The sequence below is a fragment of the Natronosalvus halobius genome, from assembly GCF_024138145.1.
In the GTDB taxonomy this organism is placed as follows: domain Archaea; phylum Halobacteriota; class Halobacteria; order Halobacteriales; family Natrialbaceae; genus Natronosalvus; species Natronosalvus halobius.
Window position 1 is genome coordinate 2,333,363 of sequence record NZ_CP099997.1, and the last position, 14,001, is coordinate 2,347,363.

Genomic DNA, 14,001 nt, shown 5'->3' on the forward strand with positions numbered 1-14,001 from the left:
GCGAGACAGTGACACGGACGGCATTGTCCGAGATTATCAGAAGTGGTAATTTCTGGATGAAACTTTTGATGGATGAGAGATTGGAGGACGTCAATGGCTACTGAGGACGTCGACCAGACCGATCCGGGTGCGGTCACTGAGGGAGGTGACTCGGGATCGGCGTCGGGGTCGAATACACAGACGACACACGAACCGACTCGAGGCGCCGACGTTCGGGTCGGAGCGTACACGTGGGCCGATTTCATGACGGAGTACGGCTACGAGGACGAAATTTCGATTCTCTATCCCCACGGAGTGAGCGGCCCCGACGACCAGCTCGGGCTCGATACCGACGGCTCGGCGGAGTCGACCGCACCCTACGGCGCCGACTGGGAGCGCGTTGAGTTCGATCCGGAGGCCCACCTGGGCTACGATCCGGACGAACTGCCGGACCTGATCGGCGAGGTATTTCAGCCGAACGGGGACCGTCTCCAGGACATCTTTCTCACCTACGTCGACCCCGAATCCACCCCGGTTCTGAAGGACTTCTACACCTGGGAGCACTACAAGTGGGAGTACTATTACGACGAGGACGGCAGCCGCCCCCGCGACGGGTCGGGCGAAATCGAGTCGTTCGACGAGGAGGAGGCACTCGGGTTCGACCCGGACGACATCCGTCGGAAGCTCCACCAGGGCGGGCAAGCCGCGATGGAACTGGACGACGTCGTCGAGGAGCGGACGGTCAACGTCAGCGAAGAACTCGACGAAGACAAGTTCTTCTCGACGGAAATCGGCGACACGACGGTCGTCAACCGGTACGACCTCGAGAAGGCGGTTCCGTTCGCCAAGAAGCGCCACTACCGCGAAGTCGAGCGCTACTGGGTGAACAAACCCTACGCGTTCGTCATCATCTTCCACTCCGAGAAGGAAAACGAGAAGAAGTACTACGCCGTCGAGCCCCACCTGAATCCAATCGAAGAGGAGCTACGGGACTTCCTCGGCGGGAAGTTGCGGACGGCGATCAAGTACTCCGACGACGGGATCAAACACACCGCCGACCTGGACGGCCGCCGGGAGGTCATCGAGGAGGAGACCCGTCGGTTGCTGAAACGCTACGACCTGTTCGAGAAGTCGAGCGGGAAGACCACGAAGGGGATCATCGAATCGCTGCGAACGCTGCTCGATGACGAGGACGAGACGCCGACGACGGCCGACCTCTACCTCGAGGGCACGGCGGCCAGGCCGGAGCCAGCGATTCTCGAGGACGACCCGGACACGCTGACCGAGTACCAGGTCGAGAAACTGCTCTACCTCCTGAAACGAAACTTCCTCGGCTACGAGCGGATCGACCCGATCAAACACGACATCAACGTCGAGGACATCTCCTGTGACGGCTACAACTCGCCGGTGTTCGTCTACCACTCGGGATACGAACAGGTCATCTCGAACATCTACCACGGCGAGGGCGAACTCGACGACTTCGTCGTCAAACTCGCCCAGCGCTCGGGCAAAGGGATCAGCAAGCGACTTCCGCAGGTCGACACCACCCTCCCCGACGGCTCGCGCGCCCAGTTGACCCTCGGCAAGGAGGTCTCCGATCACGGGACCAACTACACGATTCGACAGTTCAAGGACGTCCCGTTCACCCCGGTCGACCTCATCAACTGGAACACGTTCAGCCTCGACGAGATGGCCTACCTCTGGCTCGCCATCGAGAACCACAAGAGCCTGATCTTCGCGGGCGGGACGGCCTCCGGGAAGACGACCAGCCTGAACGCGGTCTCGCTGTTCATCCCGAGCAACACCAAAATCGTCTCCATCGAGGACACCCGCGAGGTCGAACTCCCACAGCGAAACTGGATCGCCTCCGTCACCCGCCCCTCGTTCGCCGACGACGACCAGGGCGACGTCGACGAGTTCGACCTGCTGCGCGCCGCGCTGCGTCAACGTCCCGACTACCTCGTGATGGGCGAGATTCGGGGCGAGGAAGGACGAACCCTGTTCCAGGTCATGTCGACGGGGCACACGACGTACACGACCTTCCACGCCGACTCCGTCGACGAAGTGCTCAAGCGGTTCACGACGGACCCCATTAACGTCTCGAAGACGATGTTCACGGCGCTGGACCTGGTCTCGATCCAGACCCAGACCCGGGTGCAGGGCCAGAAGGTCCGCCGGAACAAATCGCTCACCGAGATCAACCACTACGAGGCCGAACACGACGAGATCAACGTCCAGGACGTCTACCAGTGGCAGGCCGAGACCGACGAGTACCTCAAGATGGGGGACTCGAACACCCTGGAAGAGATCAAGTTCGACCGCGGCTGGAACGACGAGAAGCTCCGGACCGAACTGTTCAAGCGCCAGGTCATCCTCGCGTACCTGATCAAGAACGGCCTCAACACGTACTCGGAGGTCGCGGCGACCGTCCAGGCGTTCATCAACGATCAGGAAACCATCCTGACGCTGATCGCCAACGGCCAGCTCGAGAACAGCCTCGAGGACCTCCAGGAGATGGAGAGCGTCCTGATCGACGTCGACCCCGAGAAGGAGGAACTGGTTCCGCGGCCGGACTCGACCACCGAGACGTACAACCTCTCGACGGACATCCTCGAGCGGGCTGAGGAGTCGCTCTTCGAGGAGTACCGGGGACAGGTTCCGAGCGGCCTCGCGAGCGCACTCGGCGACGTCGAACAGGCGGACACAATCGAGGTCGACCGGGCCGACGTCGACGAGTTCGACTTCGGCGGCGAGGTCGACGAGGACGTCCCGGACGACGACTGGGACCTCGGCGACGGCTCGACCGAGTTCGCCTTCGACTCGGGCGACGGTCCTGCGTGGCTGGACGACGACGGGGACTTCGCCACCGGCGATTCGAGCGGTCAGAGTCAGACGGCGACGGCGGACGCGTCGTCCGCGGACGAATCGACGGCCGAACCCGCTACGGCACCGGCGTCTGCACCGGAACTGGAGGCCGGGCCGTCGGAGACATCGACGACTGCGCCGGCGGAAACGACATCCAGCCGATCCACCGACGAGATCCAGCCGCCGACCGGGTCCGACGAGACGGCGAGCGAGGCGAGTCGGCCGGCGGCCGAACCCAGCCCCGAGTCCGACCTCGAGGACGAAAGCGAGGAAGCGGCGACTCAGCAGGCAGGCACAGGGACGGTTGCGACCGCCGATCACGGTACGTCAGGGAAATCGAGCGCCGCGGACGGTACGTCTGCCGAAACCGATACGTCAGCCACGTCCGATACATCAACCACTACTGACACAACCACCACGACCGATACGTCAGCTACAGCCGATACGTCCACTACGACCGACACGTCAACCACGAACACCACTTCTACGACGACTACTCCGGAGACGACCGACGAGGGAGACGGCACCCTAGAGGGACTGTTCTCCGACATGGGGTCGACGCTCGAGCGCCTCGAGGAGGGGCCGAGCACGGAGACACAGACGGAAACGCACTCGAAGCCAGGCCCCGACACGTCGGGATTCGACGCGATGTTCCCGGATCGGGATCTGGACTCGATTTTCGGGTCCGGCCCGACGACCGACGACGCCGACAGCTCGAGCGCCGACAGCTCGAGCGACGACGCTCGTTCCGATACTGACGGCTCGAGCGACGACACCCCGGCGGAGGCCCCCCAGGGGTCGATCTTCTCCGAGGACGACGGATCGATCTTCGACGACGAAAGTTCGACAGCCGACGCTGGCGCGGATGACGGCTCGACCGATTCGACCGATGGAAGCGGCTCGATCTTCGGCGACGACGGCGGTGATTCGATCTTCTCAGAGGATGGAGCCGACGAGGACGCAAGCGACGCCAGCGAGGATAGCATGTCGGGCTCGATCTTCTCCGAGGACGGAGACGACGAGCCGGCCGACGACGACGCGGAGGAAGACGACGCATGAGCCTCCAGTCGAGTGACGGACCGGGCGCCATCGCAAACAGTTCCGACCTCCTCGGCGAGACGTTCTACCCGCTCTACGACTGGCTGTTCGACGAGGACAACCAGTTCGTCTCCGACCTGGAGACGAAACTCGCCCAGGCCCGGATGACCGACACCGTCGAGATGTACCTCTCGCGGTCGCTCGGCATCGGATTCATCGCCGGCCTCGTGCTCTGGCTCATGGGGCTAATGCTGGGGTACGGCCTGTTCGCAACCGGGGTGATCCAGGTCGATACGATCATCGGCTTCCCCGTCAGCAGCGAGACGGTCCTCGCGATCATCGACACGCTGCGGATTCCGGCACTGATCGTCACGACGGGCCTGTTCTTCGGGAGCCTCGGGTTCGCCTTCGGCTTCGGCACGCTCGTCGCGATTCCGTACTCGCGTGCGTCGACACGCAAGCGCGAGATCAACATGCTCCTGACGGACTCCGTCTCCTACATGTACGCCCTCTCGGTCGGCGGACTGAACCAGCTCGAGATTCTCGAGGCGATGGCCGAGGCCGACGACACCTACGGCGAGGTCTCGAAGGAGTTCCAGAGCATCGTCCAGGAGACCGAGTACTTCGACGTCGACTACCGGACGGCAATCCGAAAGCAGGCGATCGAGACGCCGAGCAACGACCTCTCGCAGTTCCTGACCGACATGCTCTCGATCGTCAACAGCGGCGGTGACATGGAGAGCTTCCTCGAGGACAAGAAGGAAAAGCACATGCGAACTGCTAAACAGGAGCAAGAACTCACCCTCGAGACGCTCGAGCTGTTCGGCGAGATGTACATGACGCTCTCGCTGTTTCCGCTCCTGTTGATCATCATCCTGGTGATCATGCAGATGGTGCCGGACGCGGACGTCGATCCTAACCTGTTGTACATGTCAGTCTACGGACTTATCCCGCTCACGGGAGCGGGCTTTATCGTCCTCGTCTCGACGGTCAAACACGACGAGCCCGGCGACGGCTACCTCGGGACGTCGAGCGAGGACAGCCGGATCAAGCACGAGCACGATCGCGGCCTCCTCAACCTGGGCCTCGTCGAACAGTACACCGGCGCTCACCGCGTCTTCGACCGGATCAAGAACCGAGAGGGCACCCACGAGACCGTTAAGGTTCTGCAGGCACCGCACATCTTCTTCCGGGACAACCCGCTGTACACGCTCGCGCTGACCGTGCCGGCCGCCCTCGTCGTCGTGACGACGGCAATGGTCAACGGAAGCGCGCCGACCTCGTGGGAAGGGATGAAAGCACGGCCCGTCTGGGGCACGTTCATCTACCTCTACGCGCCGCTTTACATCACGATGGTCCCGCTCTCGATCTTCCGGGAGTGGAACGTCATCTCGCGAAACGCCGTCGTCAAGACGCTCTCGGAAGACTTACGAAAACTCGCGAGCGCGAACGACACCGGCCTCACGCTCCTCGAGTCGCTCAAGTCCGTCTCTGAAACGACCTCGGGGCGGCTGGCTCGAGAACTCGAATTGATGCACACCAAGGTCAACTACGGGATGAGCCTCTCGGAGGCGCTCGTCGAGTTCAACAACAAGTACCACATTCCGCGGCTGGCCCGGACGGTCAAGCTCATCACGAAGTCCCAGGAGGCGTCGAACCAGATTTCGGCGGTGTTGCGGACGGCCGCCCGCTCGAGCGAGAATCACGACGACATCGAACGGGAACGAAAGTCCAGGACACGGATGCAGGTCGTCATCATCATCATGACGTTCATGACGTTGCTCGCGGTGATCGCCATCCTCCAGACCCAGTTCATCGGGACGATGGCGGGCCTCGAGACGGGCGGCAGCGACGTCGACGCCGGGGCGAACAGCCAGCTCGCGGACGCCAACTTCAGCGAGAACGTCGACATCGATCAGCTGTCGTTGCTGTTCTTCCACGCGGTGACCTTGCAGGCCGTCCTCTCGGGGTTCATCAGCGGCTACATCCGCGACGCCGACCTGTTGAGCGGGTTGAAATACGTGATCATCCTCTCGACGATTGCCCTGGTCGCCTGGGCGCTGGTGGCCTGAGATGACGCGCCGACGCCCCCACACCGTCTCGGTTTCGCTCGACACGAGAGGCCAGACCACCCAGGACTTCGCGGTCGGCATCGGGGTGTTCCTGCTCGCGGTCGCGTTCGTGTTCTCGTTCGTTCCGTCGCTGATCACGCCGTTTTCGGCGTCGACGGCGCCGGAGTCGGCCCAGGCCGACCGAATCGCCGGTGAAATCATTACGAAGTACTCGAGCGGGGAGGCGAACGAGCTCGATCTGGCAGCACTCCAGGACGCCGATCCCGACGGGCTCGCGGAAATGGGGCTGCGAGACACCGGGTCGGTTCGGATCGATCGGATCAACGTGACGGTCGTGAACGCCACTCGAGAACCCCAGTTTGGCGTTGGAAACGAGTACCGGGGCCAGTCGGCGGGTAGTGCGACGCGGATCGTGACGGTGTCCGACCCGTCCCACGACTGCGACCCCGCCTGTCGACTCGTCGTGAGGGTGTGGTAACCATGAGACGAAATACACGAGAAACACCGACGTCGACCGACCGCGCCCAGGCATACACGCTCGAGGGATTCATCGCGGCGTTCATCCTGCTGATCGCGGTGCTGTTCGCAGTGCAGTCGGTGGTCATCACGCCATCGTCGGGCGGAGCGGTCGACCGCACGGCCCAGGCCCAGCAACAACAACAGGTCCAGGACGCGTTGATCATCGCCCAGCGGGAGCACGACCTCTCGCGAACCGTTCGGTACGTCGACCTTAACTCGAGCGACGGCTTCGAGGAGTTCCACAACCACTCGAGCGGCGTCCAGGGGGTTTACTCGACGGCGGCGTTCGAGAACGTGTCGACCCTGGGTGCGATTTTGAACCAGCACCTAGACGCCGGACAGAGTTACAACGTGGAGTTACACTACGAAAACGAGTCCGGAGAGGCGGCGTCGCCGATCAAACTCGTCAACCAGGGACCGCCCTCGAGTACGGCGGTGACGGCGAGTTACACGGTCGTCTTGCACGACGATCAGAATCTGACCTCGCCCGATTACGAAGATCGGACCCTCGGCGAAATCGAGGGGACGGCTGGGTATATCCCCGATATCGACGACGATGGTGGCCTCTACAACGTCGTGGAGGTGCGGGTGGTCGTATGGTGAGAGCGCGATCGACTCGAGAACCGACGCGAGACCACGAACGCGGTCAACTCGTCCTCATCTCGGCGATCACCATCGCGTTCATCCTCCTCGGCGTCGTCGTCGTGTTCAATGGCGTCCTCTACACGCAGACGCTCTCCTCGAGTGCGTCGGGACAGACCGTCTCGGACGCCGAGCGGACGGCAGCAGAGGTGACACAGGGGGTACTGACGGTAACCGAGCATCGAGAAGCGGTGGTCGTCCATCCGGACGACAGCGGCCCGCTCCTCGACGACGTCAATTCGTTCCTGGACCAGTATCAGAACCAGACGGCAGCGAATCGGCCGGCGATCGTCTCGAGCAACGTGTCGACAGTGAATGGAACGTACGCGACCGCGAATCTCTCCGCCGAGCGAAACGTGTCGAACGCCGATATCTACGGAGTGGCGCTTACGCTCGAGAGCGTCGACCTCAATGATAGTGAAAACGTCACCGTCGAACTGAACGGAAGCCCAGACGTCACGATATCGGAGAACAACGGCACCCTCGAGATCGAGCGAGGAGACGACCGCTGTGAGATCGAACTCGACGGAGAGCCGGCGACGATCGACTTCGTCACGGGAACGGTCCACGGTGCAGAACGGACGACGTGTTCGGCGAGCAGGCTCCCGCCGGCGAGCGCCGACCTGGTCGTTGCGCCCAGTGAGAACATGAGCGGCGTGCAGCTCGAGGTGCTTTTCGCCGAGGGAAGTGCGCCGGCAGACTGGGAGGACGATGAGGACGCCGTCGTCGCGATCGAAATCGACCTCGAGTACACCACGAACGACCTCACGCAGTCTCGAACGCTCGAGGTGCCGATGCCACTGGGGGTGTCCGACTCGTGATCGAACCCGAATCGAACGACCGCGGCGTTTCCATCGCCATCACCCACGTTCTCACCCTTGGCATCACGACCGTCCTGATCGCCGGGCTCCTCATCTCCGCCGGGTCGCTCCTCGAGTCCCAGACCGATCGTAGCGCCCAGCAATCGCTCGAGACGATTGGCGAACGACTCTCGGGCGAAATCTCGAGGGTCGACCGACTGGCAACGGAAGACGGGACGACCGAGTTGACCGTCGACCACCCGTCGATGGTCGCCTCGAATCGCTACACGATCACGTTACTGGATAACGAAACGTGTGCGGAGGAACCGTTACTCACAGACGCGACGAACTGCATGCGACTGAGCGCACAGAGCGCGGACGTTGACGTGTATGTGCCGGTCACTGCTCCCGTCGACGATGGAAGTTCGGTTTCAGGTGGCACCATCAGAATCGTCCACGACGGCGACAAAGTCAGACTCGAGCGTGATCGCTAATGTTTGGTCGTACCCCCTCCACCCACGACCGCGAGGACCGCGCCGTCTCCGAGGTCCTGGCGTTTATCCTCGTGTTCACCATCATCATCGGCTCGGTGACGATGGTGTCGGTCTTCGGGATGCAGTCGCTGACGAGCTACCAGGAGGGCGAACAGTTGCGCAACGCTGAACGGGCGATGGACGCCCTGAGCGACAACTTCAACGACGTGGTCCGGTACGACGGCGTGACGGCTCGAGCGGGCGAACTCAACCTTCGTGGTGGATCGGTGTCGACGGCGCACGAGGGGACGGAGTTGGCGATCGAGATCGAACGCAATGGATCTCCAGACGCGGAGTACGACGTCACCACCGGCGGCCTCGTCTACGAAGCCGGCAGCGGCACCGACACCATCGCCTACGAGGGCGGCGCCATCTTCCGCGGCGACCACACCGGCAACGTCGCCCTCCAGGAGCCCATGCTCCGCTGTCAGGACGGCTCCGGTACCGCCGTCATCTCCCTGCTCGTCATCGACGCCGAACCGCGGACCCTCCAGAGCAGCGAGATCAACCAGCTCCGTCTCATGGAGTCGAAGACGACCCGGCGAACCTACACCGGAGTCGACGAGGTGAGTATCACCGTCGGCGACTCCGAGTACGAGATGGCCTGGGAGCGAACGCTCGAGGAGCGTGGATTCGGAGGAGAATGTACGTTCAGCGGCGGCGACGGCCGCGTCACGATTCACGTCGTCTACGCGGACCTCGAGTACTGAACGTCACATCAAACTGAGTACTGAACGTCACGCTAACTTCGAGTACTACTCACTTCCAGTCGCCCGTCAACATCACCCGATACCCCGCGCGAGCGCCGAGCGCCTCGACTCGGTCGGCGTGGTCGGTCGAGGAACCCGCGGTATTGAGGTAATAGCCGTTCGAGAGTTGCCGACTCCGCGGGAGGCGTGTTGCACCGTCCTGGCCGACGAGAACCGGGAGATCCAGGACGCCGTCGGTGTCGTGGGTCTCCGGCTCCGATTCGGGCCACGGAACGCGGACGCCCGAGAGCCCCCGCTCCAGGAGGAACTCGGTGGCGTGGACGAGTGCCCCTGTCGAGGAACCGTGGCCGATCGCCCCGATCGAACCGTGGTCGGCGAAGAATCGAGCGACGTATTCGCTATCCTGACTGTGATCGTTGCCGTCACCGGCGTCGTCTTCACTGTCACCGTTGCTGGCGTTATCATCGCTATCCTGACTGTCATCGTCGCTGGCGTCACTATCGCCATCCTGGCTGTCACCACCACTATCATCATCACCGTCGCCGACGCCGACGCCGACGCCGACGCTGGAGGCCTCGTCGGAGTCACCGGTGTCGCCAGTGTCGATTCGAGTCGACGAGTCGGTCGACCGGTCGTGAGCCGAATCAGTCGACCGGTCGTGGGCCGAATCGGTCGACCGACCGTGTAACGAGGAACGCGACCGCAAGTCACCTCGCTCGTCGGAAGGACCGTCCAGGAACCGGTCGCGATACTGAACGCGTTCTCGAGTCGACGAATCGGTGTTCTCGCTCTCACTCTCGCTCTCGCTTTCACCCTCGCCCTCGGCCTCATCCTCGTCTTCGCCCTCGAACGTCGGCACCCCGGCGTCGACGTTCCTGGACACGGATACGGACCCGGTTCCGGTCCCCGAGAACGAATCGACCAGGTGTTCGAGCAGTCGGTCGACGGCGGCTTCCAGTTCGTCGGTGTAGGCCGCCCCGGTGACCACTTCGAGGTCGCCGACGAGCGATTCTCGCACCGCCGCGCGCTCGACGGCTAGCCGGCGGGCGACGGTCGCTCTGGAGTGGCGCCCGAGGCGCCGCTCGAGCGCCCGTCGCTGGTAATGTTCGAGCAATGGCTCGAGCGTCTCCCGGCGGCGAAGGTCGCAACGGCGGGTGTCGATCGAGTCCGTTCCAGCGAGTAACACCGCCTCGCGGCCGTCGGTGTAGATCGCTCGATCGACCCCGGTTTTGACGAGGCACGTCCCGAGCGCCGAGAGACGATCGCTCGAGGGGAACGCGCTCGCCGGATCGACGGCCACGAACAGCGCGGGGGTCGCCTCGATCGAACAGACGTACTCGAGTGTGGTTCCCACCACCGGGACGTTTCGCCGGCAGTCCTGGATGGTGTCCCAGCCGAGGGCGCTCAGCAGCATGTCGACGATCGGCGTCGTTTCGGCGAGCGTCTCCGGCGGCGCGGCTTCACACAGGAGCTGTATCCGGGTAACGAACGTCTCGAGGCGGTGGGTAGACATGTGCGCTCAGTGGAGGATACTCGGGTAGGTATCCCGGGGTGACAACTTAAACGACACTGTTCGGAGGTGACCTGTTCTCAGTCGTGATAATCACGGGAGAGGATTTATTGTGGGTGATACCTGTCTATGACCGTATGTTAGGCCCGGTCCGAAAAGTCATTCCCAAATTCATCAGACGGCGATATGCACTCAAGTTCGCTATCGTGCTTCTCGTCATCGGTCTGTCTGTGGGGGCAATGGGGTATCTGGGGACGAATCAAATCGCAAATGAAGTACAGTCGCAGGTGCAGAACGATTCCGCAGAGTTGGCACAACAGGAGGCTCGGAACGTCGACAAGTGGAACCAGTTGAACGTACAGGCACACAAATCGGCTGAAGCGACGCTGACGACGGGTGAAACAGGAGAGTTGCTAGGTGCACGAAACTCGATGTCAGCCCATAGCGTCCACTACGTCGACCTCAACAACAACGTCACCCACAGCACGGTGGGAGACATTAGCGGGAAGGCTCCTGCAGAGATCGCACGAGACCACAGCCCCGAAAATGGTGAAATTACCTGGGCAGCGGAGTTCGCCAGGATCGAGCCTCACTACGAGAGCAACGATGACCCGCTCAAATCTGGAGGCGAAGCTTTCGGCCAGCGGGTTTCGAGCCTCAACACCAAGGTTGCGATCGTGCCACACGTCGCGTCCGATGGGACGCTCGTGTTGAGTTACATCACGAGTGTCGATGGGAAAAACGAGTTCATGGTCTCCTCCCTCGAGATCGGCGCGTACACTGATGAGATGATCCACAACGAAAACGAGGGTCGAATCTCGTTCATCGTCATGGAGACCGGCGACGGCGACGCCCAGGTCGTCATGGACCCAAGCGAAAACGTCTACCTCGAGGAGTACTCGACGAAGGACTTTAACCTCAGTGCAGTCGGGCTCAAGGGCGAGCACTTCTCTATCGACGAGCCGAACGACGCACTCGCGTCCGCCGTTGGCAGCGATTACGGAAACGAACCGTACATCGGCGCGGCGGCTCGCGTCACCGAGGACAGCCCGTTCCTCGTCGTCATCCACACGCCCGAGTCCGAGGCCTTCGGCTTCGTACAGGACGTTCAACAGTACGGCATCTACGCCTCCATCGGCGGCATCCTGTTCGTGATGCTCATCGGCGGCGTCATCGGGCGCAACACCTCGCGTTCGATCGACCGACTCACGACGAAAGCCGAGCGAATGGAAGAAGGCGACCTCGACGTCGAGTTCGAGACCCAGCGCGTCGACAGCATCGGTCGGCTCTACGCCGGATTCGCCACCATGCGCGACTCGCTGAAGAACCAGATCCAGAACGCCCAGGACGCCCGCGAGGAAGCCGAACAGGCCCGCGCGGAGACCGAGGCGATCAACCGCCACCTCGAGGCGAAAGCCGACGAGTACCGCGCAGTCATGCAAGAGACCGCCGAGGGCGACCTCACCGCCCGGATGAACGCCGACACCGACAACGAGGCGATGCAGGACATCGCCCTCGAGTTCAACGCGATGGTCGCCGAACTCGAGGAGACGACTGCCGGCGTCAAGGCCTTCGCGACGGACGTGGCGACCGCCAGCGAGCAGGTCACCGCCTCGAGCGAGGAGGTTCGCTCCGCCAGCGAACAGGTCACCGAATCCGTCCAGGAGATTTCCGACGGTGCCGAGCGCCAGAACCAGAGCCTCCAGTCGGTGAACCACGAGATGAACGGCCTCTCGACCACGATCGAGCAGATCGCGGCCTCCTCGAATCAGGTTGCCGACATCGCCGAACGCACCGCCCAGACGGGCAAGCGCGGGCGTGATGCCGCCGAGGACGCCATCGAGGGCATGGCCGAGATCGAATCCGAGTCTCAGTCCGCAGTCGAAGAGATCGAACGACTCGAGGCGGAGATGGAACAGATCGACGAACTCATCGAGTTCATCACCGAGGTCGCCGAACAGACCAACATGCTGGCGCTGAACGCCAACATCGAGGCCGCTCGCTCGGGCGACTCCGGTGAAGGGTTCTCCGTGGTCGCCGGCGAGGTCAAGGAACTGGCCGAGGAGACGAAGACGGCGGCCGAAGACATCGAGGAGCGACTCGAGGCGATCCAGAACCAGACCGAGCAGACGGCGACCGAGGTGCAGTTGACCAGCGACCGGGTGGCCGAACACACCGACTCGGTGCAGCGGGCGGCCAACGCGCTGGACGAGATCGCCGACTACGCCGGCGAGACCAACGTGGGCGTCCAGGAGATTTCGGCGGCGAGCGAGGAACAGGCGGCGTCGACTCAGGAAGTCGTCTCGATGGTCGACGAGGCTGCGACGATCTCCGAGGAGACTACCGCCGAGAGCGAGAACGTCGCTGCCGCGGCCGAAGAGCAGACCACGGCCCTGACCGAGGTCTCCCGTAGCGCGAGCGACCTCGCGAACCAGGCAGCACAGCTCTCGGAGGCCCTCGACCGGTTCGACACCAACGCCCAGCCGGCGCTCGAGTCTGGGGGCGTCGACGACCTCGAGAGCGAGGCAATCGCGTTCGACGACGCGACCCCGTCGGTGACGGATGCGCCAGCTACCGACCAGTCTGAGCAACAGACCGAAGAATCGAACCCCGTCGAGATCGGGGCCGGAAGCGGAGCGGGCGGCGATGGAGCGGGCGACGGCGGCGAGACCGACGACGTCGATTCCGTCGACTCGGCGGGCGTAAACGAGTCGACGCTGGCACTCGAGTCGGAAGTCGAAGCCGACGACGGCGACGGCGACGACGAATCAGACGATAGCGACGACATGTTCACGTTCGGTAACAGCTCCTGAGCGGCTCGATAATCGAGTCTGCATCGAATCGCCGTTTTTCTGTTTCGTTCTCGTTATCTTTCGTCGTTTTTCGCCGCCTCGACGTCGCTTCCCGAGACCGGATAAGGATCCATTGCTCGAGGACGAGCCGGCACGTGAATCGTCGAGCATGCGTCCAAGTCCCCGAGAACCAGCGAGTCGACGCCGACAAAGCCGACGGCAGAGGCGGACGACACTGCGCCACACGACGACCACGACGGTGACGACTCGTCGGACGGCTTTACCTCCGTGAGGAGGACGACAGTAGTCGTTAGAACAATGCACCCATCGGTCCCAGCAGTCAGACGGAACGGTAATCGGTCACCCTCGTCACCGACGACGTCGAGGCGGCGGTCACGCTCTTCCGATGAATCGTCGTCAAGACACCGAGCCCGGCCAGAATCGCGACCTCGTATCCGTCGACCTCGAGCGATCACGATCGATCGACGACGAGGCGTTCGTCGAGACGAAGCAGTCGGTCCGGACGTTGCTTCGGTAGCCG

The 14,001-nt window shown here is 62.9% G+C and carries 10 protein-coding genes; 9 read left to right on the forward strand and 1 reads right to left on the reverse strand.

Annotated features, from left to right (window positions below):
- Window positions 1-93 precede the first annotated feature (93 nt).
- From NGM15_RS11485 to NGM15_RS11515, 7 genes are read left to right on the forward strand one after another with little or no spacing between them, the layout of a single operon-like run.
- Window positions 94-3,903, forward strand: a complete 3,810-nt coding sequence (locus tag NGM15_RS11485) for an ATPase, T2SS/T4P/T4SS family (RefSeq protein WP_253430951.1) — start codon at window positions 94-96, stop codon at window positions 3,901-3,903.
- Window positions 3,900-5,954, forward strand: coding sequence for a type II secretion system F family protein (locus NGM15_RS11490; protein ID WP_253430954.1), 2,055 nt, complete (start codon window positions 3,900-3,902; stop codon window positions 5,952-5,954). The genes NGM15_RS11485 and NGM15_RS11490 overlap by 4 nt, the downstream gene beginning before the upstream one ends.
- Before the next feature lies 1 nt (window position 5,955).
- Window positions 5,956-6,432, forward strand: a complete 477-nt coding sequence (locus NGM15_RS11495) for a DUF7287 family protein (protein ID WP_253430957.1) — start codon at window positions 5,956-5,958, stop codon at window positions 6,430-6,432.
- A 2-nt stretch (window positions 6,433-6,434) separates the two neighbouring features.
- The gene (locus NGM15_RS11500; RefSeq protein ID WP_253430960.1) at window positions 6,435-7,076 is read left to right on the forward strand and encodes a DUF7288 family protein; all 642 of its coding nucleotides are present in this window, start codon (window positions 6,435-6,437) and stop codon (window positions 7,074-7,076) included.
- Window positions 7,070-7,936, forward strand: coding sequence for a DUF7261 family protein (locus tag NGM15_RS11505; RefSeq protein WP_253430963.1), 867 nt, complete (start codon window positions 7,070-7,072; stop codon window positions 7,934-7,936). The genes NGM15_RS11500 and NGM15_RS11505 overlap by 7 nt, the downstream gene beginning before the upstream one ends.
- A complete protein-coding gene (locus NGM15_RS11510; protein WP_253430966.1) occupies window positions 7,933-8,409 on the forward strand; it encodes a DUF7266 family protein in 477 nt (158 codons plus the stop codon). The genes NGM15_RS11505 and NGM15_RS11510 overlap by 4 nt, the downstream gene beginning before the upstream one ends.
- Window positions 8,409-9,158 (forward strand): DUF7289 family protein, encoded by a 750-nt coding sequence (locus NGM15_RS11515; protein ID WP_253430968.1) that lies wholly within the window; start codon window positions 8,409-8,411, stop codon window positions 9,156-9,158. Before NGM15_RS11510 ends, NGM15_RS11515 begins: the two co-directional genes overlap by 1 nt.
- A gap of 49 nt (window positions 9,159-9,207) precedes the next feature.
- Here NGM15_RS11515 and NGM15_RS11520 read toward each other — a convergent pair whose 3' ends face one another.
- Window positions 9,208-10,671 (reverse strand): hypothetical protein, encoded by a 1,464-nt coding sequence (locus tag NGM15_RS11520; RefSeq protein WP_253430970.1) that lies wholly within the window; start codon window positions 10,669-10,671, stop codon window positions 9,208-9,210.
- A 428-nt stretch (window positions 10,672-11,099) separates the two neighbouring features.
- On the opposite strand from NGM15_RS11520, the gene NGM15_RS11525 reads away from it, so the two are divergent.
- Complete coding sequence (locus NGM15_RS11525) at window positions 11,100-13,481, forward strand: methyl-accepting chemotaxis protein (RefSeq protein ID WP_253430973.1); 2,382 nt, start codon at window positions 11,100-11,102, stop codon at window positions 13,479-13,481.
- Between the two features lie 385 nt (window positions 13,482-13,866).
- Entirely contained in the window at window positions 13,867-13,998 is a 132-nt protein-coding gene (locus NGM15_RS18725; RefSeq protein ID WP_256498858.1) for a hypothetical protein, read from the forward strand.
- The last annotated feature ends 3 nt before the right edge of the window (window positions 13,999-14,001 follow it).

What these genes read in the sequence shown, in the direction of transcription:
- NGM15_RS11515 (WP_253430968.1), top strand. Translation starts at nt 8,409, where the DNA reads ATGTTTGGTCGTACCCCCTCCACCCACGACCGCGAGGACCGCGCCGTC.
- NGM15_RS11520 (WP_253430970.1), bottom strand. Translation starts at nt 10,671, where the DNA reads ATGTCTACCCACCGCCTCGAGACGTTCGTTACCCGGATACAGCTCCTG.
- NGM15_RS11495 (WP_253430957.1), top strand. Translation starts at nt 5,956, where the DNA reads ATGACGCGCCGACGCCCCCACACCGTCTCGGTTTCGCTCGACACGAGA.
- NGM15_RS18725 (WP_256498858.1), top strand. Translation starts at nt 13,867, where the DNA reads ATGAATCGTCGTCAAGACACCGAGCCCGGCCAGAATCGCGACCTCGTA.
- NGM15_RS11500 (WP_253430960.1), top strand. Translation starts at nt 6,435, where the DNA reads ATGAGACGAAATACACGAGAAACACCGACGTCGACCGACCGCGCCCAG.
- NGM15_RS11490 (WP_253430954.1), top strand. Translation starts at nt 3,900, where the DNA reads ATGAGCCTCCAGTCGAGTGACGGACCGGGCGCCATCGCAAACAGTTCC.
- NGM15_RS11485 (WP_253430951.1), top strand. Translation starts at nt 94, where the DNA reads ATGGCTACTGAGGACGTCGACCAGACCGATCCGGGTGCGGTCACTGAG.
- NGM15_RS11505 (WP_253430963.1), top strand. Translation starts at nt 7,070, where the DNA reads ATGGTGAGAGCGCGATCGACTCGAGAACCGACGCGAGACCACGAACGC.
- NGM15_RS11525 (WP_253430973.1), top strand. Translation starts at nt 11,100, where the DNA reads ATGTCAGCCCATAGCGTCCACTACGTCGACCTCAACAACAACGTCACC.